General features: G+C 64.6%; 20 protein-coding genes and 1 pseudogene. 3 read left to right on the forward strand and 18 right to left on the reverse strand.

Annotated elements, in window-relative coordinates; all coding sequences use genetic code 11:
- The 7 genes from AC0L3A_RS36990 to AC0L3A_RS37020 all read right to left on the reverse strand — a co-directional run.
- On the reverse strand, window positions 1-742 hold a 742-nt coding region (locus AC0L3A_RS36990; RefSeq protein ID WP_473256255.1), incomplete at its 3' end, for an FAD-dependent oxidoreductase.
- Window positions 739-1,035: a (2Fe-2S)-binding protein gene (locus AC0L3A_RS36995; protein WP_473256256.1), complete on the reverse strand. Its 297-nt coding sequence runs from the start codon at window positions 1,033-1,035 to the stop codon at window positions 739-741. The genes AC0L3A_RS36995 and AC0L3A_RS36990, both read right to left, overlap by 4 nt.
- A gap of 19 nt (window positions 1,036-1,054) precedes the next feature.
- On the reverse strand, window positions 1,055-2,191 hold the full coding sequence (locus AC0L3A_RS37000) for an NAD(P)/FAD-dependent oxidoreductase (protein WP_007596378.1): 1,137 nt from the start codon (window positions 2,189-2,191) through the stop codon (window positions 1,055-1,057).
- An 8-nt stretch (window positions 2,192-2,199) separates the two neighbouring features.
- Window positions 2,200-3,006 carry an ABC transporter permease gene (locus AC0L3A_RS37005; RefSeq protein WP_007596380.1) on the reverse strand — a complete coding sequence of 269 codons (807 nt, stop codon included), beginning with the start codon at window positions 3,004-3,006 and terminating at the stop codon, window positions 2,200-2,202.
- Window positions 3,003-3,878, reverse strand: coding sequence for an ABC transporter permease (locus tag AC0L3A_RS37010; protein ID WP_007596382.1), 876 nt, complete (start codon window positions 3,876-3,878; stop codon window positions 3,003-3,005). The genes AC0L3A_RS37005 and AC0L3A_RS37010 overlap by 4 nt, the downstream gene beginning before the upstream one ends.
- The gene (locus AC0L3A_RS37015; protein WP_007596383.1) at window positions 3,875-4,909 is read right to left on the reverse strand and encodes an ABC transporter ATP-binding protein; all 1,035 of its coding nucleotides are present in this window, start codon (window positions 4,907-4,909) and stop codon (window positions 3,875-3,877) included. Before AC0L3A_RS37015 ends, AC0L3A_RS37010 begins: the two co-directional genes overlap by 4 nt.
- Window positions 4,910-4,932: 23 nt before the next feature.
- On the reverse strand, window positions 4,933-5,967 hold the full coding sequence (locus AC0L3A_RS37020) for an ABC transporter substrate-binding protein (RefSeq protein ID WP_007596385.1): 1,035 nt from the start codon (window positions 5,965-5,967) through the stop codon (window positions 4,933-4,935).
- A gap of 273 nt (window positions 5,968-6,240) precedes the next feature.
- On the opposite strand from AC0L3A_RS37020, the gene AC0L3A_RS37025 reads away from it, so the two are divergent.
- Window positions 6,241-7,140, forward strand: coding sequence for a LysR substrate-binding domain-containing protein (locus AC0L3A_RS37025; protein ID WP_007596387.1), 900 nt, complete (start codon window positions 6,241-6,243; stop codon window positions 7,138-7,140).
- Window positions 7,141-7,335: 195 nt separating this feature from the next.
- On the opposite strand, the gene AC0L3A_RS37030 is transcribed toward AC0L3A_RS37025, so the two are convergent.
- The 9 genes from AC0L3A_RS37030 to AC0L3A_RS37070 form a co-directional block, all read right to left on the reverse strand.
- Window positions 7,336-8,709, reverse strand: coding sequence for an amidohydrolase family protein (locus AC0L3A_RS37030; protein ID WP_473256257.1), 1,374 nt, complete (start codon window positions 8,707-8,709; stop codon window positions 7,336-7,338).
- Window positions 8,706-10,289 carry an ABC transporter substrate-binding protein gene (locus AC0L3A_RS37035; protein ID WP_473256258.1) on the reverse strand — a complete coding sequence of 528 codons (1,584 nt, stop codon included), beginning with the start codon at window positions 10,287-10,289 and terminating at the stop codon, window positions 8,706-8,708. Before AC0L3A_RS37035 ends, AC0L3A_RS37030 begins: the two co-directional genes overlap by 4 nt.
- A gap of 225 nt (window positions 10,290-10,514) precedes the next feature.
- Window positions 10,515-11,171, reverse strand: coding sequence for an aspartate/glutamate racemase family protein (locus tag AC0L3A_RS37040; protein ID WP_473256259.1), 657 nt, complete (start codon window positions 11,169-11,171; stop codon window positions 10,515-10,517).
- Between the two features lie 8 nt (window positions 11,172-11,179).
- Complete coding sequence (locus tag AC0L3A_RS37045; protein ID WP_473256260.1) at window positions 11,180-12,064, reverse strand: polysaccharide deacetylase family protein; 885 nt, start codon at window positions 12,062-12,064, stop codon at window positions 11,180-11,182.
- Complete coding sequence (locus AC0L3A_RS37050; RefSeq protein WP_473256261.1) at window positions 12,051-12,866, reverse strand: ABC transporter substrate-binding protein; 816 nt, start codon at window positions 12,864-12,866, stop codon at window positions 12,051-12,053. Before AC0L3A_RS37050 ends, AC0L3A_RS37045 begins: the two co-directional genes overlap by 14 nt.
- A gap of 15 nt (window positions 12,867-12,881) precedes the next feature.
- Window positions 12,882-13,646: an amino acid ABC transporter ATP-binding protein gene (locus AC0L3A_RS37055; RefSeq protein ID WP_473256262.1), complete on the reverse strand. Its 765-nt coding sequence runs from the start codon at window positions 13,644-13,646 to the stop codon at window positions 12,882-12,884.
- Entirely contained in the window at window positions 13,643-14,500 is an 858-nt protein-coding gene (locus tag AC0L3A_RS37060) for an amino acid ABC transporter permease (RefSeq protein ID WP_473256263.1), read from the reverse strand. The genes AC0L3A_RS37055 and AC0L3A_RS37060 overlap by 4 nt, the downstream gene beginning before the upstream one ends.
- The gene (locus AC0L3A_RS37065) at window positions 14,497-15,321 is read right to left on the reverse strand and encodes an ABC transporter substrate-binding protein (RefSeq protein WP_473256264.1); all 825 of its coding nucleotides are present in this window, start codon (window positions 15,319-15,321) and stop codon (window positions 14,497-14,499) included. The genes AC0L3A_RS37060 and AC0L3A_RS37065 overlap by 4 nt, the downstream gene beginning before the upstream one ends.
- Window positions 15,322-15,356: 35 nt before the next feature.
- Window positions 15,357-16,313 carry an N-carbamoyl-D-amino-acid hydrolase gene (locus tag AC0L3A_RS37070; protein ID WP_007596405.1) on the reverse strand — a complete coding sequence of 319 codons (957 nt, stop codon included), beginning with the start codon at window positions 16,311-16,313 and terminating at the stop codon, window positions 15,357-15,359.
- 151 nt (window positions 16,314-16,464) lie between these two features.
- Between AC0L3A_RS37070 and AC0L3A_RS37075 the strand changes: the two genes are divergently transcribed.
- Window positions 16,465-17,397 carry a LysR family transcriptional regulator gene (locus AC0L3A_RS37075; RefSeq protein ID WP_007596406.1) on the forward strand — a complete coding sequence of 311 codons (933 nt, stop codon included), beginning with the start codon at window positions 16,465-16,467 and terminating at the stop codon, window positions 17,395-17,397.
- Between the two features lie 17 nt (window positions 17,398-17,414).
- Window positions 17,415-18,126: pseudogene (locus AC0L3A_RS37080) on the forward strand (type 1 glutamine amidotransferase).
- 110 nt (window positions 18,127-18,236) lie between these two features.
- Here the strand turns inward: AC0L3A_RS37080 and AC0L3A_RS37085 are convergent.
- Together AC0L3A_RS37085 and AC0L3A_RS37090 are read right to left on the reverse strand one after the other, a co-directional pair.
- Complete coding sequence (locus tag AC0L3A_RS37085) at window positions 18,237-18,704, reverse strand: nuclear transport factor 2 family protein (RefSeq protein ID WP_007596408.1); 468 nt, start codon at window positions 18,702-18,704, stop codon at window positions 18,237-18,239.
- A gap of 77 nt (window positions 18,705-18,781) precedes the next feature.
- Window positions 18,782-19,186: a YbgC/FadM family acyl-CoA thioesterase gene (locus AC0L3A_RS37090; protein ID WP_473256265.1), complete on the reverse strand. Its 405-nt coding sequence runs from the start codon at window positions 19,184-19,186 to the stop codon at window positions 18,782-18,784.
- Window positions 19,187-20,375: the final 1,189 nt, after the last annotated feature.

A 20,375-nucleotide genomic window follows, 5' to 3' on the forward strand; every position in this document is an offset into this window, starting at 1 on the left:
CGCCGGCGACATAGCTCACGCTCGCGAGCTGGCCGTCGCCAGATGCCGAAAGCTCGGTGACGCCGGAGACGACCTGCACCTTCGCCTTCACCTCGCGCATCATTGACAGGCCCTTGGCGAAATAGGGCGACGTCAGGAAAGCGAAGGCGTGGGGAAGAGCCGCGAAATAATTGCCGCGCTCGGTGGTGTCGAGAATGCGATCGATGCGGCCGCCGAGACGCAATATCTGCGCGGCGAGGAGCCAGAGCAGCGGCCCCTGTCCTGCGATCACCGTACGGCCATCCGGCACCAGGGCCGATGATTTCAACATCGTCTGCGCGGCGCCCGCGGTCATCACGCCCGGCAGCGTCCAGCCGGGAATCGGGAATGGCCGCTCCAGCGCGCCGGTCGCGAGGATCACGCGTTTCGCCTTGACGAAGGCCGAGGCGCCGCCGATCGAGACCGCGATCTCGAGGTTGCGGTCGAGGCTCCAGACCGTGGCGCGGTGAATGACCTCGGCGTTGCCTGCGCGCAGCGCCTGCACGAGATCGGAACCGACCCAATAGTCCTCACCGAGCTGTTTGCGGTCGGTCACGGGCGTCGAGGCGATGGCACGAAACACCTGGCCGCCGGGGCCGATATTCTCGTCGAGCAGCAACGTCGACAGGCCGGCTTCGGCGGATGTCGCGGCGGCGGCGAGGCCGGCAGGCCCGGCGCCGACCACCACCACATCGTAGTCTTCGCGCTTGGGAGCCACAGTCATTTTCCGATCTCCCGCTTGCCCTTCTGGATCTCGACCTGCATGCCCTCGGCGACGGACACAAGGCAGCCCTGGCGGTTGCCGACGCCGTCGATGGTGACGAGGCAGTCGAAGCACACGCCCATCATGCAATAGGGCAGACGCGGCGCACCGCTCACCGCGGTCGAACGGCGGGCATCGCAGTTCGAAGCCAGTAGCGCTGCGGAGACGGTATCGCCCTGCCGCGCCGCGACGGCAACGCCGTCGACGAAGATCTGCACTGGCGGCCGCTTGTCCTGTTCGGATCGTTTGAACATCTTGGTTCCTTCAATGTCGCTAGTAGCCGCTGTTGTTCGCAGCACCGGCGGCGCTAAACCGACTGGCTGAAAACGCGCCGACCAGCTCGGGCTCGAGCGCGCCCTGCGCAACCATGCGTGCGATCTCGAAGGCGTGGTTGGAGGCGAGCGTCACGCCGGAATGGCAGCAGGCAACGAAAGCGCCGGGATGCGTCTCCGACTGGTCGTAGATCGGAAAGCCGTCCTGCGGCATGACGCGAATGCCGGCCCAGCTCCTGACCACGTTGAGCCGCGCGAGATGCGGGAACATGCGCTGGGCACGATCGGTCATCACGGCGCTGATCGAGTGCTTCAGCGTGCGATCGTCGAGCTCGTCTTCTTTGCTGTCGCCGATCATCACCGTGCCCTCGTCGGTCTGACGGATCGTTGTCAGCGGATGCGGCAGGAACGGCATGGTGCGTTCGGTCACTACGATCTGGCCACGGGTCGGGCCCATCGGGGCGTAGAGACCGACCATCGGCGCCAGCGTCTGGTTGGCATTGCCGGCGGCGAGCACGATCTTGGCGGCACGGAGTTCGCCCTGCGGCGTCGTCAGGCGGAATTCGTCGCCACTCTTGCTGATCGCCGAGACCGGACGCTCCGGAAAATAGTCGATGCCGAATGCCCTAAAGCCGGTGTGGAACGCACGAAAGGTCCGCAGCGAATTGACGTGACCGTCAAGCGGGCAATAGCTTCCGCCGGAAACTTCGGGGCCGATCAGCGGCAGTGACTTCTTCACTTCGGAGGCGGAGAGCATCTCCATCTTGTAGTCGGCGGCGCCCGTCTGGTTGTGCATGCGCTTGACCAGCTCAGCGCGCTGGCCGAATTCGTCCTCGCCGAGCGTGAGATGAAATCCGCCATTCTGCTGAAGAGAGACATCCAGGCCGGTCTGCTGCTTCAGCTCGGACGCGAGCCGGCTCCACGCCTGCGACGCCTGCACCGTCCAAACGGTATAGGCCGGCATGCCAAGCCCTTTGCTCTGTACCCAGACCAGCGCAAAATTCGCGCGCGAAGCACGCTTTGTGATGTCGCCTTCGTCGAGCACGGCCACCTTCTTGCCGAGCCTTCCCAGGCCCCACGCAATCGCGGAGCCGAGCAATCCGCCGCCGACGACGGCGACGTCGTAATCTGTTCGCATGGATTCTCCTATCGCCCTGTATCGCCCTTGCCGGCGAGCACGCGGTCGAGCCCGTAGAAGCGGTCGAGCAGAATAAGGGCGGTCATGGTGATCGCGATCACGCAGGCCGAGACCGACGTCACCAGCGGATCGATGTTGTCCTGGATGTACAGAAACATGCGCACCGGCAATGTTTCGGTGCCGGGTGCCGCGAGGAAGACGGTCATGGTGAGATCGTCGAAGGACTGGATGAAGGCGAGTGCCCAGCCGCTGATGACGCCGGGCAGGATCAACGGCAGCGTCACGCGGCGGAACAGCGTCCAGCCGCCGGCACCGAGCGAGACCGCCGCCATCTCGACCGACAAATCCATGCCGGTCGCCGCCGCAAGCGTCAGCCGCAGCGCGAACGGAAACACGATGATGACATGCGCGATGATCAGCGCGGCAAAGCTGCCGCCGAGGCCCGCCGACGTGAAGAAGCGCAGGAAGGCGATGCCGAGCACGATATGCGGGATCATCAGCGGCGAGAGAAAGAGGGCCGCGAGCGCATCTCGACCGCGGAACCGATAGCGCGCGATCGCGAGCGCCGCCGGTACCGCGAATAATAGCGCGACGAACGACGATAATGCGCCAAGGCCAAGGCTGACCCAGAAAGCATGGACGAATTCGGGATAGTTGGCGATCGCCCTGAACCAGCGCAACGAAAAGCCGTTGGTCGGCAGCGACAGGAAGCCTTCTGGCGTGAACGCGACGAGGCAGACGACGAGGATCGGTGCCACCATGACGATGACGAAGACGATGTGGAAGATCAGCGCAAGCGGGCCGTTCCGGCTCATCGGAACACCTCCGCGTAACGACGCTCGATCAGTGCGTTGCTGCCGACGACGATTAAGACCAGCGCGGCCAGCAGCAGCGTGGCGACCGCCGCACCCAGCGGCCAGTTCAGCGTGTTGAGGAACTCGTCATAGGCGAGCGTCGCCGCGACCTTGAGCCGGCGGCCGCCAATGATGGCGGGCGTCGCAAACGCACTGGCCGAGAGCGAGAACACGATGATCGCCCCTGACAGTACGCCCGGCATGATCTGCGGCATGATGATGCGGCGGATTATGGTCACAGGGCCGGCGCCGAGCGACAACGCGGCATTCTCGATCTGCGGGTCGAGACGCTGCAGAGCCGCCCACACCGACAGCACCATGAACGGCATCATCACGTGCGCAAGCGCGACCACCATCCCGGTTTCAGTGAACATGAAGGGGATGGGCGCGCGGATCAGCCCGGCCGACATCAACAGCTTGTTGACCAGCCCGTTGTTACCGCCGAACAGCAGCGCCCAGCCGAGCGTCCGCGCCACCACGGAAATCAGCAGCGGCCCCAGGATGACCAGCAGGAAAACGCTCTTCCAGCGTCCGCCCATGCGATTGAGGATGTAGGCTTCGGGTGCACCGAGCAGCGCGGTGAGCAGCGTGGTCAGGATCGCGATGCGAAACGTCCGCCCGAACATCTCGGCGTAATAGGGATCGGTTGCGATCTCGTGCCAGTTCTTGAGGATGAAGACCGGCTCGATGCCCTTATACTGGCCCCAATCGTGGAACGACAGCATCACAGTCATTGCGAGCGGAATCAGGAGCACGCCGATGAACAGCATCAAAGCGGGCGCGGTCAGCGCCCAGGGCGTGCGTGCGTTTCGTTCCTCGGCGGAAGCGCTCATGCGACGCCCCTCACGCCCATGTCCTCCGGCCGCCAGGTGAGGTGAACTGCCTCGCCTTCGGCCGGCTGCGACCGGCCGTCATTCTGGCGGATCACGGTCGCCGGGCCACATTCGCTCTCGCACTGGAACAGCCAGTGATTGCCCTGGAAGATGCGCGTGACGATCTTTGCACTGAGGCCTGCGTCGCCAAAGTCGATCCGCTCGGGGCGAATGCTGATGGTGACGGGACCATTGCGCCCGGCAGGCGCAGGCGCACTCCACGAGCCGGCGATCAATCGCGCAGGCGCACTCGCCCGATCTATCGTCGCGGCAAAGTCGTTGGTCTTGCCCAAAAACTGCGAGACGAAGGCCGAGGCCGGCTTCTCATAGGTCTCCTGCGGCGTGCCGATCTGCTCGATCCGGCCCTGGCTCATCACCACGATACGGTCGGACAGCGACATCGCCTCGTTCTGGTCGTGGGTGACGAGGATCGTGGTGGTGCCGATGGTGCGCTGGATCTGGCGCAGCTCGATCTGCATCTCCTCGCGCAGCTTGGCATCGAGATTGGATAGCGGCTCGTCGAGCAGCAATACGCTCGGCTTGATCACCAGCGCGCGCGCCAGCGCCACCCGCTGCTGCTGGCCGCCGGACATGCGGCGCGGGTGACGATCCTCATAGCCGGCAAGCCCGACCATCGCGAGCGCGGCGCGGACGCGCTCGGTCCGTTCGCCACGCGGTACGTTGCGCATCTCGAGGCCGAAGGCGACATTCTCGGCCGCGGTCATGTGTGGAAACAGCGCGTAGCTCTGGAACACGATGCCGAGCCCGCGTTTGGCCGGATGGATCGCGGTCAGGTCCTTGCCCTCCAGGCGGATCGTGCCGCGCGTCGGATCAAGAAAGCCCGCGATCATCTGCAGGGTCGTGGTCTTGCCGCAGCCGGAGGGGCCGAGAAAGGAGACGAACTCCCCCTTCCCGACGGCGAGACTGAAGTCGTCGACGACAGTCTGCGCTCCGAATTGCTTGGCGACCCCTTCGAGCTCGAGATAGGCCATCGCACTGTCTCCGGTATGACCGATCAGCGTTCGACCTCGCGATTCCAGCGCTTGGTCCATTCCTCGCGCTTCTCGTTGATGACGGTCCAATCCGGATTGTACAGCTTTGCGGCGCGCTCGCCGATCGGCGCCATCTTGCCGAGCTCGGGCGGGATGATCAGCGATTTCAGCACCGGGCCGTAGCCGTAGTCCTTCAGCATCACGAGCTGGATCTTGGGTTCGAGCAGCATCTTGACGAAGCTGGACGCAAGCGGCGAGGCGTTCGGCTTGGTGATCGGACAGGCGGTGGTCAGCAGCGTCGCGGCCCCCTCCTTCGGATAGACGAAGTCTACGGGGAAGCCGGTATTGGCAAAGCTCTGCACGCGGCCCGTGCCCCACACCGCGATCACGGCCTGGCCGGACTGAAACAGCTCGGTCATCTTGCCCGGCGACGGCTCATAAGCGAGCACGTTCGCATTGATCTGCTCCTTGAAGATCTTGAAGCCGGAATCGACATTGGACTCGCCGCCGCCATTCATCTTCGACAGCATCACCAGCGCTTCGAGGCCATAGGTGTTGTTGATCGGCGGAATCACGAGCTGCTTGGCGTATTTCGTGTCTTTCAAATCGTTCCAGGAGGTCGGCGGCGCCCAGCCCTTCTCTGCAAACACCTTGGTGTTATACATCAGGCCGGTGGCGACGATGCCGATTGCGACCGCGCGATCGTCCTTGAAGCGGGCGGTGTCATAGAGATCGGCCGGCAAGCCCTCGAGCTTGCCGCAGAAGCCGAGCTGGATCGCCTGGTACATCGGGCCGTCGTCAACGATGGCGACATCGATCTGCTGGTTGCCCTTCTGCGCCTGGAGCTTGGCCAGCGTGTCGGTGGAATTGCCGGCCACGTACTCGACCTTGACGCCGTTCTCCTTCTCGAAGGCCGGGATCACCTCGTCGCGGATGGTCTTCTCGAACGAGCCGCCATAGCCGGCGACGTAGAGCGTCTTTTGCTGGGCCGTGGCGACCGACGGGGCGGCGATGAGAGTCGCGATGCTGACCGCTGTCAGAAGGCGAAAAGTCTTCATGTGGTCCGATCTCCATACCGGGATGAGGTGACGTGCCGACGTGTCTCGTTGGCTGAACCTTCCGCATTTCCTTCCGCGCGAATCCCGCGTCCGACCAGGGCTCCGGCCCCTGTTCGACGGGTTTTGGCGCGATCCGGAGGTTTGAACCCCTCCAATCTGCCGAAAAAGCGGGCCGTCTCCAGCTCTGATGAAAAAGATCGCAAACTCTGGCTTCCATCGTCCAATGAATAATGGCAGCCTCTGCATGCCCAAATGTTATGAATGGAAATCAGGATGGCGCGGATCAATTCGCGGCAGGTGGAGGCCTTCCGGGCGACGATGCTGACCGGCAGCGTGACTGAGGCGGCGGCGCTGATGACCGTGACGCAGCCGGCGGTCTCCCGGTTGCTGCGCGACCTCCAGGCGCTGTTGAAGATGGAGCTGTTCGAACGGCGCGGCACCGGCCTCGTGCCGACCGCTGCGGCCATGGCGCTCTACACCGAAGTCGAGCGCTCCTTCGTCGGCCTCGAACGCATCACCGCGGCAGCCGAAGAAATCCGCGGCCGCCGCACCGGCTCGCTGCGGATCGCGGCACTTCCAGCATTGTCCAATGGCTATTTGCCGCGGCTCACCGGGCACTTCCTGAAGGAGCGGCCGAACCTCAACCTCGCTTTCTTCGGCGTGATCTCGCCGATCGTGGTCGACTGGGTACTGAACAATCAGTGTGACGTCGGCTTTGCCGAGGTGCCGATCGCGCATTCGGGCCTTCCGAGCCAGAAGCTGCCGGCGCCGGCGCGCGTTGCAGTGCTGCCCACCGGTCACCGCCTCGCGGAAAAGGAAGTTTTGCAACCGCGCGATTTCGAGGGCGAGACGTTCATCTCGTTGTCAGCGGGCTCGTCGAGCCGGCATCTCGTCGACCAGGTCTTCCATCGCCACGATGTCCGCCGCGTGCTCAGGGTCGAGACCACGCTGTCGGAGATCATGTGCGGCATGGTGTCGTCGGGGCTCGGCGTTGCGATCTGCGATCCTTTCACCGCGCAGGAATTTTCCACCCGCGGCGTCGTCGTGCGCCGCTTCCTGCCGCGCATCGACTTCGAATTCTCGGCGGTCTTTCCGGCGCAGCGCAGCCCCTCGCCGGTGGCGCTGGATCTGGTCGAAACCATGCGCAAGGCGCTGGCGGAGTTCGAGGATTAGAACGCGTTTGGGTTGAAGCGATTTCGCCACGGGCTCGCTGCAACCTCTCCCGCTTGCGGGGGAGGTCGGCGCGAAGCGCCGGGTTGGGGCTCTCTCCTGATCGGGAGTTTCCCAGTATGGAGAGAGCCCTCTCCCCTGCCCTCTCCCGCAAGCGGGAGAGGGAGCGCACCTTCTTCGTGGCTCCCAGGAGAACGCTCAGCCGTTAAACGCGGCCTGTGCCTCCGGCAGGTCCCAGATCTTGCCGATCGCAGCGGTCCCGGCAGCTGTGATCGCCGCCTCGTCGGCGCCAAGATAGCGGCCGGCGTCGATCAGCATGCGGCCGTCGACCATGACCTGATCGATATTGGCGCGATTGGCGAGCGCGATCAGCGCGCGGCGCGGGTCAAACAGCGGTTGAAGATGCGGATGGGTGAGATCGACGATCGTGAGGTCGGCGGTCGCGCCGGGCTCGATGCGGCCGAGGTCAGGCCGATTGATGACATCGGCGGCGATTGCCGTGTTCGCCTCGATCAATTCGGGTGAGTTCGCGACATCGGCCCGCGCTGAGGTGATCTTGGAGATCAACGACGCGGCATTGAGTTCGCCGAGCAGGTCCATGTTGTAGCCATCGGTTCCGACCACGGTGCGAACGCCGTGTTCCGCAAACCGGCTGAACGCGGCGGTGACGCCGGCGCGCGCGAACACGCGCGGGCAGTTGAGCACCGTCATACCGCGCGCGGCCATCAGCTTGAGATCGTCGTCGGTGCTGAACATGCAGTGCGCCGCCATCAGATCGGGCGCCAGCAGGCCCAGCCAGTCGAGATATTGCGCCGGCGTGCGGCCGCCATAGCGTTTGCCGATCGTTTCAACCTCGGCGCGACTCTGCGCCATATGGGTCGTGATGGGCACCCCAAGCTCGCGCGCCCGCGTGGCGCAGGCTTTCAAGAGATCGGGGCCGCAGGTGTCGGTGGCGTGTGGGCTCATCGCAAGGCCGATGCGACCGTCGCCGCGATTGTTCCAGCGTTGGTAGAGCGCATCCCAAGTCGCCATGTCGGCGGTGCCGTCATCACCGGAATAGTGCACGACGCCATCGGGGCCGGCCTTGGCGTCCGAGGTCGAAAACAGATAGGGCGCACCGTAGAAGCGGATGCCCATCTCTTCTGCCGCGTCGAACATCTCCGGAATCGAGTTGCGGAACGGCTCCATCACCGTGGTGGCGCCGCCCTTCAGGAGTTGAAGAATGCCGAGCCGCGCGACCGCCATACGCTCTTCCGCCGACAAGATATCGGCGCCGCGCTTGGTCAGCGGCAGCAGCACCGTGTAGACGATGCTCTGGTTGTTCTTGCGGCCATTGCCGTCCTCGGTGTGGCTGCGCGCCACCGCTTCCGAGAAGCAGTGATTGTGCAAGTTCAACAGGCCCGGCAGCACGAAGCGGCCGGGGCGGTCATGCACCTCGTCAGCCTGCGGCTTGTCGCGCGTGACCGCGGCGATGGTCTTGCCTTCGATCAGGACCCAGCGGTCGCGCAACACGTCCTGCGCGCCGTCCTTGCGTGACAGCACATAGCTGCCGAAAATTGCTGAGGTGCTCATGCGGGGCGCACGTTCCAAAACACGGCGGTGCCGTCGAGAATGCCGGTGATAGCTTTTCGATAGGCAGTCGGCTGCTTGTACAGGCCGATCGGAATATAGGGGATTTCCTGGAAAGCCACCGCCTGGATCTCGCGGCAGATGCGCTGCTGCTCGGCGAGCTCCGAGGCCGCGAGCCATTGGCTGCGCAGGCCGGCCATCTTCTCGCTCGCATACCAGCCGGCGACCTTGCCCTCGCCGCGGATGTTGGTGTTGCCGGCCGGATTGAGCCAGTCGATGCCCTGCCAGTTGCCGACCGCGGCGCTCCAGCCGCCCTGCCCGATCGGGTCCTTCTTGAGCTGGCGCTGCAACACCACGGCGAAATCAAGTCCGGCATATTCCACCTTCATGCCGGCCTTGCGCAAGGAATCGACGGCGATCTCGCCGAGCGGCTTCTGCGCCAGTGAGTTGGTGGGGACGAGCACCACGATCTTCTCGCCATTATACCCCGCGGCCTTGAGGTCGGCCTTCACCTTGGCGTAGTCACGCGGGCCGCGGAACACGTCGAGGCCAACCTCGCTCGCCATCGGCGTATTCGGCGCGAAATAGCCGATCGGGGAGACCTGAAAGTTCGGGTCGGTACCGGCCACCGCGGTCATGAAGGCGGATTGATCGATCGCCCCCAGGAGCGCGCGGCGAACGGCAGGGTTGTCGAACGGCGGCTGAAGATGATTGAGGCGCAGCATACAGGCATAACCCCGGGGATCGAGGATGCGCGTTTCGATGTCGCCGGCAGCCTTGATGATCGGCAGCAGGTCGTGCGGCGTGGTCTCCTGCCAGTCCTGCTCGCCGGTCTGCAACGCAGCGACGCCGGTGCCGGCATCGGGCGTGGTGGTCCAGACCACCCGATCGTAATGCACGATCTTCGGGCCCGCGGTCCAATCCGGCTTGCCATCCGTGCGCGGCTGATAGCGCTCGAACCTGGCATAGGCGTTGCGCGCACCCTGCACGCGCTCGTCGGCGAGATAGCGGAACGGGCCGCTGCCGATCACTTCGGTCAGCGGCTTGAACGGGTCCTGACTCGCGAGCCGCTCCGGCATCATGAAGCACGCGTTGATCGCGGCCTTGCCGAGCGCCTGCGGCAGCAGCGGGAATGGACGCTTGAGGCGGAAGCGGATGGTGCGGTCGTCAGCGGCCGACAACTCGTCGGTCGCCTCCATCAGCTCACCGCCAAAGCCGTCGCGCGCGGCCCAGCGGCGAATGCTGGCAACGCAGTCCCGCGCAAGCACGCGCTCGCCGTCGTGCCAGAACAGGCCGTCGCGCAACGTCAGATCCCACTGGAGTTGGTCACCGGAGATGGCGTGGCCCGACAGCATCTGCGGCGAGACTTGCAGGGAGGAGCTCATGCCATAGAGCGTGTCGTAGACCATGAAGCCGTGGTTTCGCGACACTTGTGCCGTGGAATAGATGGGGTCGACGAAGGCGAGGTCGATCACGGGAATGAAGCGCAGCGTGGTCTGGGATTCGGCGCGGACGATGCCCGGGAATGACAGGGCCGGCACAGCGGCTGCGGCCCTAAGGAGCGAGCGGCGAGAGATAGGCATTACGGGTGGCTCCTGTGTGACGCGATGTCCAGCCGCAGCGTCGGTGCGCCCCCTCCCCCGCTTGCGGGGGAGGGCTGGGGAGAGGGTGCCTCCGCAGGCGAGGACCCCCAAGAGGAGAGAGCCCTCACCCGCGCCTTCGGCGCGACCTCTCCCGCAAGCGGGAGAGGTTGCAGCCAGTGCGCGGCCAGAACGGTGTCAGAAAAGCAAGACCTCATCACTCGCGTCTCATCCGTTGAGCAAGACGGCACCGATCGCGGCCGCGACCGCCTGCTGCGCCGGCTCGACCACGGGAACGCCGATGGCATCCGCAATCGCTGCGCGATGCGAGGCCATGCCGGCGCAGCCCATCACCACGACATCGGCGCGGCATTGGGTGACCAGCGCGCGGCCGGCTTCGATCAACCGTCCCCGGATGTCCGCGCCTGCCGTCTCCGCCGCGCTCGCGCCGACCGACCAGCTTCCGGCATAACGGCTATCGACGCCCATCACCCGCACCATCCGCTGCTGGCGGCGAATGCTCGATGGCGACAGCGCGATGATTCCGAAACGTTCGCCCAGCATCAGCGCGCGAAAGATGCCGCACTCGGCGATGCCCATCACCGGGCGACCGCCGGCGGCTTCACGCACCGCATGCAGGCCGGGATCGCTGAAGCAGGCGAGCACGAACGCATCCGCATTGTCGCGCGACACGCGGTTGACCAGTGGCATCACGGCGCTGTCGGCATCGCGCTGCGAGCTGATGCCCGGTGGCCCCTCGGCAAGGCCAACCACCTCGATGTCGGGCCCACCGGCGATGCGCAGCGGCGCGACCGCGTCGTCGATCGCCGCCGTCACCGACGCGGAGGAGTTGGGGTTGATGACAAGGATGCGACGACGGGTCATGGCTTTGCCTAGCGGTTGCTGGCCTCGTGGCGCAGAAAATTTTCCGCGATCTTCTCGCCGGTCGTGATCCAGACGTCGGGGCACGACTTTGCGTAGGTCAGGAATTCGCGCAGCAGGCGCAGCCGCATCGGACGGCCGCTGCATTGCGGATGCAGCACCGTCGTCACCATCGCGCCCCAGTCTCTGGTTTCGTCGAGCTCGTCCTTCCAGATCGAGAGCACATGTTCCTTGGGGAAGATCGAGCGCGGGCTGAAGCGCGCGGAGAGCCCGTGCATCCAGTCGTCATAGCTCGCCGTGACCGGCAGCTCGATCGTGCCGGGCTTGCCGTCGGCAAGGCGATGGCGATAGGGCCGAACGTCATCACGGAAGGAGGACGTGTAGACGATGCCATGACGCACCAGCGCGACGCGCAGCTCCTCGGTGAACTCGCCGTAAGGCGCGCGATAGCCGGTCGGCCTGACACCGAGCCGGCGCTTCAGCGCCTCGAAGCCGCGTTCCAACTCCTCCTCGATCCAGGGATCGCCGGGATCAGGCAGCAAGTGATGATAGCCGTGATGGCCGATCTCGTGACCGGCCTTGAGGATGGATTCCGCCATTGCCGGATGCGCGTCGACCGACCATCCCGTAACGAAGAAGGTCGCCTTGAGATCGAGCTGGTCGAGCAGCTCCAGGAGTTTCGGCGTGCCGACGCGCGCCTCATAGCCGCCATAGCTCATGGTGATGAGCCGCTGCGCATGTACCGCGTCCTTGCTGGTCCAGGCGCTCTCCGCGTCCACGTCGAACGACAGGAACATCGCCGATTTGTACGGCTTCGGCCAGGGGTATTCCGGCGCGGGATCCGCCGTGTTGGCCGGGGTGAGCGGAATGCTCTGGAGTGCCTTACTGTCCAGCATTGATGGTCGCCTTTTCGAGTGCGTTGTCGGTCAGTTTCCACTTGGCGAGCAGGGTCTTGTAGGTGCCGTCGGCAATCAGCGCGTCGACTGCCTCCAGCATGGCCTGCTGAAGAGCCTTTTCCTTCACTGGGAGGGCAATGCCGGTGAATTGCTGCGAGATGGGCGTGCCGACCGGTGCATACGCGCCGGGCTCGAGATCCATGATGTAAGGCAGCGTTTCGTTTCCCTGCACGGCGGCGTCGATGCGGCCCTGCTTGAGCTGGGTGCGGGCATCGGCCGAGCCGTCGGTGCCGACGAAGTCGATCGGAGCGCTGCCGCAGTTCTTCTCGCTCCAGGCCGCGATCTCGGCCGGAAATTTGGTACGGCGGCTGGCGCCGACCTTCTTGCCGCAGAGCGCGGCTGCGTCCTTGAACTCCGCTTTGCGCGACTGCTGCACGAAGAACTGCGGACCGCTGCGAAGATAATCGACGAAGGACGCGATTTCGTGCCGGCTGGCATAGTCCGTGAAGCCGGACAGGATGGCGTCCACCCGTCCGGTCGAGATCGACGGCATGAACTCGGCAAAGCTGGTCTCGGTCCATTCGATCTTGACGCCAAGCTTGCGCCCGAGCGCCTCGCCGAGGTCGATATCGAAGCCCGACAGCGCGTTGGTGGCGGGATCGCGGAACTCCATCGGCGGATAGTTCGGCACCACCGCCACCTTGATGCTGCCGCGCTTGGCGATCTCCGCCGGCAGCTCGATGGCCATCGCCGAGACACTCATGGCACCGAACAGCGCCACAGCTACCAAAAGTCTCTTCATCAACACGTCCCCATTTCAGATCACTGCCGAAAGAAATGCCCTGGTGCGCTCCTCGCGCGGCGCGCCCAAGACATCGGATGCGCGCCCCTGCTCGATGATCGCGCCCTGGTCCATGTAGACGACGCAGTCGGCGACCTCGCGTGCGAAGCCGAGTTCGTGCGTCACGACCATCATGGTCATGCCGCTTCGCGCCAGCTCCTTCATGACCGCCAAGACCTCGCCGACGAGCTCGGGATCGAGCGCGCTGGTCGGCTCGTCGAACAGCATCAGCATCGGCTTCATGGCAAGCGCGCGGGCAATCGCGACGCGCTGCTGCTGGCCGCCGGAGAGCTGGGCGGGATACGAGTCCGCTTTGGCCGACAATCCGACGCGCCGCAGCAGCTCGATCGCCTCCGCACGCACCTCGTCGGATTTTCGGCTCTGGACTTGGAGCGGACCTTCGGTGATGTTTTCGAGCGCGGTCTTGTGTGGAAACAGGTTGAAGCGCTGGAACACCATGCCGGTCTTCAGCCGCTGCCGCCCGATCTCGCGTTCGCTGAGCCGATGCAGCCGGCCGCCCTGCTCCCGCACGCCCAAGAGCTCGCCGTCGAGCCAGATGCCGCCACTGTCGATCGCGGCGAGCTGGTTGATGCAGCGGAGCAGCGTGGTCTTGCCCGAGCCGGAGGCGCCGATCAGACACATCACCTCGCCGGGCCGGATGTCGAGCGAGACACTTTTGAGAGCCTGAAACTCGCCAAAACTCTTGCTGACGGAGCGGATCGCGACGAGGGGTTTTGTCATCGCGCGAGCCGCAACGTGCCGCGCGCAAAACGGCGTTCGAGCAGCATCTGGAGCGGCGTCAGGACCGAGACGACGAGCAGGTACCAGAGCCCGGCCACGATCAGGAGTTCGATCACGCGCGAATTGGCGTAGTAGATGTTTTCGGCGTTGTGCAGCAACTCCGGATACTGGATGACGCTGGCGAGCGAGGTCGCCTTCACCATGCCGATGAACTCATTGCCGAGCGGCGGGATCACCACTCGCATCGCCTGCGGCAGCACGATCCGGCGCAGCGCACGCAAGCGTCCCATGCCGATCGCCTGCGCCGCCTCATATTGCCCGATATCGACCGACAGCATGCCGGCGCGCATCACTTCGGAGGTATAGGCACCCTGGTTGATGCCAAGCCCGAGCAGCGCGGCAAGGAACGGCGTCATGACGTCGACGGCGCGCGCGCTCCACAGGCCGGGAATGCCGATGGTCGGAAACACCAGCGCGAGATTGAACCACAGCAGCAGTTGCAGGATCAGCGGCGTACCGCGGAATAACCAGGTGTAGCCGGCGGCGACGGTCTTCAGCACCGGATTGGGCGACAGCCGCATGATCGCGACGACCACGCCGAGGAAGATGCCGAGCGCCATTGCCAGAACCGCCATCACCATGGTGTTGACGATGCCTTCCAGAATGACCTTGACGGTCAGGAAGCGGCTAACATACGACCATTCGATCTGGCCGCCCGCGAAGGCGCGAACGATCAATGCGAGCACAGCAACGATCAGCGCTGCGCTGAGCCAGCGAAACCAATGCGGCTTGCGCGCGATCCGCATCCCCGACAGATCGGGAAAACCCTCCGCGAGTGCCGGTGTCGGCATCATTGCGCCGCCGCGTTCAGCATGGGCTGGGCGACCGCGTTGGCGCCGAGACCCCATTTGTCGAGGACAGCCTTGTAGGAGCCGTCGGCGATCATCGCGGTGAGCTTCTCGGTCACCACCTCACGCAGGGCCGCATCGTCCTTGCGGAACATGATGCCTTGATATCCTTTGGCAAAGGGCTCGCCGATCACGCGGTATTTGCCGGGCTCCTGCGTCTGCGCATAAGGCAGCGTCTCGCTGCCTTGTACGGCGGCGTCGATGCGGCCCTGCTTGAGCTGGTTGCGGACGTCGATCGAGTTCTCGCCCGGCACGTACTGGATCGCCGGCTTGCCGGCCGGCTCGCAATTCTGCTTGCTCCACTTCTCGATCTCGACCGGGAAGCTGGTGCTGCGGGTGGTCCCGACCTTCTTGCCGCAGAGATCGGTCGCAGCTTTGGCTTCGTTCTCCGCCATCACGAAGAACTGTGGGCCGGTCCCGAGATAATCGACGAAATCTGCGGTCTCGCGCCGCGAGGCGCGATCGGAGATGCCGGAGATGATGAAATCGGCGCGCTTGGTCTGAAGCGACGGGATCAATTCGGCGAACGGCGTCTCGCTCCAGACGATCTTCACGCCGAGGCGCTTGGCGAGCTCGTTCGCCAGATCGACGTCGAGCCCGACGAGCTCATTGGTCGCGGGATCGCGATATTCCATCGGCGCGTAAGTGGAGTTGACCGTGAGCTTCAACGCGCCCGCCTGCTTGATCTCGGCCGGAAGCTCCGCCGCCTGCGCGGACGTCGCGGCCGCCAGCGCTGCGATGCCGAGGAAATACGAGAGGCGCGTCATATCGGCTCCTTTGCCAACGTTGTTGGAACATCCTGTCAGTCCGCGTCGAGAACCGCGGGTTCGATGACGCCGGCGCGTTCGGTGATTACCCTGTATTGTTCCGGCCGCCGGTGCGCGGCGAAGTTGAACATCTTGTCCTTGCCCTGGCGGCAGAGGTCGAGATCGATGTCGGCGACGATCACCTCGTCAGTCAGCGTTGCGGCCTGCGCCACGATGCGGCCATTGGGATCGACGATGCAGGAGCCGCCGATCAGCCCGGAGCCGTCCTCCTCGCCCGCCTTCGCCACCGAGATCGCCCAGGTTGCGTTCATGTAGGCGTTGGCCTGCGTTACCAGCGTAGAGTGGAAGGTCCGCAAGGAGGCATCTTCCGTGCTGCCGCCATTGGGATCATAGGCCGCCGAATTGTAGCCGATGCAGACGAGCTCGACGCCCTGCAGGCCAAGCACGCGCCAGGATTCCGGCCAGCGGCGATCGTTGCAGATCATCATGCCCATGATGGCGTGGGCCCAGGCCGAGCCGGAGCGGAAGGCCGGAAAGCCGAGATCGCCATATTCGAAATAGCGTTTCTCGAGCTGCTGGTAGCGCGCACCTTGTCGCGGCTCGACCGAGCCCGGCAGATGCACCTTGCGATAGCGGCCGAGCAGCTCGCCATCGCGGTCAACCAGGATGGCGCAATTGTAGCGCCGTCCATCCGGCGTCAGCTCGGCATAGCCGACATAGAAGCCGACGCGCAGCGCACGCGCACGGTCGAACAAGGCGGCGACGTTCGGGTTCGGCATGCCGCGTTCGAAATAATGGTCGAGCGCCTCGCCTTCGAGCAGCCAGCGCGGAAAGAAGGTCGTGAAGGCAAGCTCGGGAAACACCACGAGGCTGGCGCCGCGGCCGGCCGCCTCCTCCAGCAGCGCGAGCATCCGCGACAGCGTATGCTCGCGTGTATCGGCTTTTTGCGTCGGCCCCATCTGTGCGGCGGCGGCGCGAAGGACACGAACCAAGATTGCCTCCAATCTGTGCGCAGTGCCGCCTCAATGGGCGGATGAACCCTTTGATGCGACGTGCAAATCCGCTGCCATTACGCGGAAGCGGGGCTGCAAAATCAATTCGTTCTGCTATGATGTTTTGGCCCAGAGTATAATCGGCAGTGATATGAACCTGCGTCAGCTCGAGATTCTCCGCGCCGTCATCCGCCACCGCACCACGGTTGCGGCCGCTGACGAACTGGCGCTGTCGCAGCCCGCCGTCAGCAACGCGCTGAAGACGATGGAGGCGCAGGCGGGTTTTGCGCTGTTCGAACGCGTCAACAACCGGCTGTTTCCGACCACGGAAGCGATGGCGCTCTACAAGGAGAGCGAGGCGATCTTCGCGCTGCACGCAAAGCTCGAGAACCGCGTGCGCGATCTGCGCGAGAACCGCTCCGGGCATCTCGCGCTGGTCGCGACGCCGCCGCTCGCCTACAGCATCATCCCTTCGGCACTGTCAGCCTTCCTGCGCCGCCGCCCGGAGACGCGGGTGTTCTTCGACGTGCGGCGCTACGAGGGCATCATCGAAGGCGTGCTCAACCGCGTCGCCGAGCTCGGTTTCGCGCTCGGGCTGACACATCATCCGGGCATAGCCCATGAGGTGGTGCACACCGGCGAGATGGTGTGCGTGCTGCCGCCGCAGCACCCGCTCTCCGACCGGCCCGTGATCTCGGCCGCGGACCTGTCCGGCCTGCCCTTCATCGGGCTCGAGCGCGGCACGCGGCTTGGTGAGGCCGTGCGCGACAGTTTCGCACGCGCCGGCGCGCCGTTCCAGCCGACCGTCGAGGTGCGCTACTGCAACACGGCCTGCGTGCTCGCCGCCGCCGGCGTCGGCGCCGCTGTGGTCGATCCCTTCTCGCCGCGGCAGAACGGCGGGACCGGCCTCGTCGTGCGGCCGTTCGCGCCGACGACGCACGCGGTGGCCTATATGCTATGGTCGGAAGCCGAGCCGCTGTCGCGCCTGGCCAAGGCGTTTCTCAACGAGGTCCGGAAAGAGAGTGTGCTGCTGGAGCGCACAGCGCCACACCAGCAACATGGGTCAGAAAGCGACCAAGCTTGAGCTTTACCAGAGGGCGCATGGCACGCATCACTATCATCGAGACCGGGCAGGTCCCACAGAAATATCGCGAGCGCCACGGTTCGTTCCCCGACATGTTCAAGCGCATGGTCCGCGCTGAGGATCCGACAGCCACGATCGACATCGTTAGCATCCCGAGCGGCGATGCGCTGCCCGATCCGCGCAATTTGGAGGCGGTGCTGATCACCGGCGCCGCCGCCGGCGTCTATGACGGGCTCGACTGGATCGCGCCGCTGGAAGATTTCGTGCGCACGGCCTACGCCAGCAGGACACCGATGGTCGGCATCTGCTTCGGTCATCAGCTGATCGCGCAGGCGCTCGGCGGCACCGTACGCAAGTCGGAGAAGGGCTGGGGCATCGGCCGGCACGTCTATCAGGTGCTGCCGGACAACGGCGTCGTCGACGGCGAAGCGGTCGCCATCGCCTGCTCGCATCAGGACCAGGTGATCGAGCCGCCCAACGATGCGCTGACGATCCTCTCCTCCGAATTCACCCCGCCTGCTCTACGCCAACGGCGCGACGCTCACCGTGCAGCCGCATCCGGAGTTCGACGTGGAGTTTGCGCAAGTGTGCTGCGAGCTGCGCGACGGCAAGGCGCCGGACGCCGTCGTTGCCACGGCGAAGGAGTCGCTGGCGGAGCCGATGGACCACGCCAAGCTTGGTGGGGCGATTACGAGATTTCTGGCGCGCAGGCCCATCTCCTCATCCTGAGGAGCGCGCCATTTGCGCGCGTCTCGAAGGATCGAGGCCCCGCTACAGCAACGGGGGCCCGCATGGTTCGAGACGCCGCTTCGCGGCTCCTCACCATGAGGCTTGAAATCTCAGAACGGATCGGTTCCCAACCCCGCCACATCCGCCGGCCTCGGCCCCGGTGCCGGCCAGTGAAACCGCCGGTCCTTCTCCGTAATCACCACGTCGTTGATCGACGCTTCGCGCCGCCGCATCAGGCCGTGCTCGTCGAACTCCCACTGCTCGTTGCCGTAGGAGCGATACCACTGGCCGCTCGCATCGTGCCATTCGTACTGGAAGCGCACGGCGATGCGGTTTTCGTCGAACGCCCAGAGGTCCTTGATCAGGCGGTAGTCGTGCTCCTTCTCCCATTTGCGGGTGAGGAATGCGACGATGGCTTCACGCCCCTGAAACATTTCGGAGCGATTGCGCCAGCGGCTGTCCTCGGTATAGGCGAGCGAGACGCGCACCGGGTCGCGCGAATTCCAGGCATCCTCGGCCATGCGGGCCTTTTGCGCTGCGGTCTCACGGGTAAAGGGCGGAAGCGGCGGGCGCGACATGAGGACCTCATCGGTTGGCGGGAGTGCAATCTATCGCCGCGCGCGGGGGAGTCGAGGGGCCGCCCGCTATCGCCCGATCACGAAATCAGATCAGCCTTCATCAAGGCGCGGATCGATTTCGGGATCGGCTGGGCGCGGCCGCCGCTGATGAAGGCGACGCGTACCTCGGCTTTGACCAGCACGTTTTCCCCGCGCCGCACCTCCTGCGCCAGCATGATCGAGGCGCCCTTTACCGCGACCGGCCAAGTCACGACATCGAGCACGTCGTCCATCCGGGCAGGCTTGAGGAAATCCAGATGCATCGAGCGCACCACGAAGGCGAAGCTTGTGTCTTCCGCCTCGGCCTGCTCGAACAATGCCTGCTGCTCGGCGCCCATCAGCCGCAGATGATTGGTCCGTCCGCGCTCCATGAAGCGCAAATAGTTGGCGTGATAGACGATGCCGGAAAACTCTGGTTTGACGATATCGCAACAGGATACCAACTGCTTGATTTCGTTGGGGCGCTGGAGGGCGATAGCGTGAACAAGCGTAGATTTTTCTACGTCCCTTTGATGGCGAGCCGCAGCGCCTTCGGGATCAGCTTCAGTGTTCACCTAGCTCGCCTCGAGAGAAATGTCAGCCCCGCCGCGAGCATAGCGGCCCGAAGGGGCATGCGGGACGAGTGCCACGACCACACCGGTGTTTGAGCGGCACGCGGGAACGGGGCAGTAATAACGCTCGCCACAGGCGAGCCCGTTTTCCGAGTGCCCCGACGAGGAGCACTTTATGTCTTGCGCGAGGCATCGTCACCCGAAGGGCCGAGACAGCATGGCTCGGCAGCTGGCTCATAGAGCCCGTCCGCGGAGCGGACGTGCCCACAAACCTAATGAGACCCGTACTTGTGCCATGGGCGAAAACCGCGCCACTTATGAGCCTGAAATTCGGGAGATCCTATCGCGGACCTCACACCACTGACCCCACATGAAGAACGTGTGCGGTTGTTTGCGTGAGAGTTTCCGGGTTCGTTGCTCCATCGGCGCCGCCTGACCGAAAGCCCAACCGATCGCTCCTGCATTGACGGTTTCATCCGCGGAGCCAGAGCAGGACTGGCGTGTATCGTACTCCGTCAACCAGCTCGTGGCCGGAATAGTCGACGAACAGCTTCTCGCCGGCGACCTGGCGCCGGGGTGGGCTTGAGGGGGCCGGCCCATTCCTTGTAGCGTTCGCAGAACCACGAATAGCTGAAGCAGTCGGAGTTAGGCAAAAGACCAAGGTAGCCGGGTTGCAGAGTGTCAGCGGTGCGCGCCTCCTGGTTACCCCGATCGCAATCGCTAAAATAGCGATCACGATCCGCTGGAAACGGTGATCACGATCGGCTGGAACACGCACTTACCGAGCGCCCCGTCGACCTAACACGCTAGTAGTGCCGCGAGGTGGAGCGATGCCGCCAAGCTCTCTGGTGCGCGACAGGCAGCACACCGCGCCGATCTACGCTCGCAAGCGAAGGGGCATGCCAAGCAGTTGGAGAGATCTGCAACGCCGCAACCTGACGCGGCGTTTGGTTCACGCATTTCTTCCAGCACCAATGTTGCAGTGCAGTTACAGCAATCTGCGTGCACGTTGTTAAGACGCACGAGGCTCGGGGCACTCAAGACATGAGAATAGAAATGAAGAACTTGTTGTTTACGGCAG

The sequence above is a fragment of the Bradyrhizobium sp. MI1.3 genome, assembly GCF_055811695.1.

What these genes read in the sequence shown, in the direction of transcription:
- AC0L3A_RS36995 (WP_473256256.1), bottom strand. Translation starts at nt 1,035, where the DNA reads ATGTTCAAACGATCCGAACAGGACAAGCGGCCGCCAGTGCAGATCTTC.
- AC0L3A_RS37000 (WP_007596378.1), bottom strand. Translation starts at nt 2,191, where the DNA reads ATGCGAACAGATTACGACGTCGCCGTCGTCGGCGGCGGATTGCTCGGC.
- AC0L3A_RS37005 (WP_007596380.1), bottom strand. Translation starts at nt 3,006, where the DNA reads ATGAGCCGGAACGGCCCGCTTGCGCTGATCTTCCACATCGTCTTCGTC.
- AC0L3A_RS37010 (WP_007596382.1), bottom strand. Translation starts at nt 3,878, where the DNA reads ATGAGCGCTTCCGCCGAGGAACGAAACGCACGCACGCCCTGGGCGCTG.
- AC0L3A_RS37015 (WP_007596383.1), bottom strand. Translation starts at nt 4,909, where the DNA reads ATGGCCTATCTCGAGCTCGAAGGGGTCGCCAAGCAATTCGGAGCGCAG.
- AC0L3A_RS37020 (WP_007596385.1), bottom strand. Translation starts at nt 5,967, where the DNA reads ATGAAGACTTTTCGCCTTCTGACAGCGGTCAGCATCGCGACTCTCATC.
- AC0L3A_RS37025 (WP_007596387.1), top strand. Translation starts at nt 6,241, where the DNA reads ATGGCGCGGATCAATTCGCGGCAGGTGGAGGCCTTCCGGGCGACGATG.
- AC0L3A_RS37030 (WP_473256257.1), bottom strand. Translation starts at nt 8,709, where the DNA reads ATGAGCACCTCAGCAATTTTCGGCAGCTATGTGCTGTCACGCAAGGAC.
- AC0L3A_RS37035 (WP_473256258.1), bottom strand. Translation starts at nt 10,289, where the DNA reads ATGCCTATCTCTCGCCGCTCGCTCCTTAGGGCCGCAGCCGCTGTGCCG.
- AC0L3A_RS37040 (WP_473256259.1), bottom strand. Translation starts at nt 11,171, where the DNA reads ATGACCCGTCGTCGCATCCTTGTCATCAACCCCAACTCCTCCGCGTCG.
- AC0L3A_RS37045 (WP_473256260.1), bottom strand. Translation starts at nt 12,064, where the DNA reads ATGCTGGACAGTAAGGCACTCCAGAGCATTCCGCTCACCCCGGCCAAC.
- AC0L3A_RS37050 (WP_473256261.1), bottom strand. Translation starts at nt 12,866, where the DNA reads ATGAAGAGACTTTTGGTAGCTGTGGCGCTGTTCGGTGCCATGAGTGTC.
- AC0L3A_RS37055 (WP_473256262.1), bottom strand. Translation starts at nt 13,646, where the DNA reads ATGACAAAACCCCTCGTCGCGATCCGCTCCGTCAGCAAGAGTTTTGGC.
- AC0L3A_RS37060 (WP_473256263.1), bottom strand. Translation starts at nt 14,500, where the DNA reads ATGATGCCGACACCGGCACTCGCGGAGGGTTTTCCCGATCTGTCGGGG.
- AC0L3A_RS37065 (WP_473256264.1), bottom strand. Translation starts at nt 15,321, where the DNA reads ATGACGCGCCTCTCGTATTTCCTCGGCATCGCAGCGCTGGCGGCCGCG.
- AC0L3A_RS37075 (WP_007596406.1), top strand. Translation starts at nt 16,465, where the DNA reads ATGAACCTGCGTCAGCTCGAGATTCTCCGCGCCGTCATCCGCCACCGC.
- AC0L3A_RS37085 (WP_007596408.1), bottom strand. Translation starts at nt 18,704, where the DNA reads ATGTCGCGCCCGCCGCTTCCGCCCTTTACCCGTGAGACCGCAGCGCAA.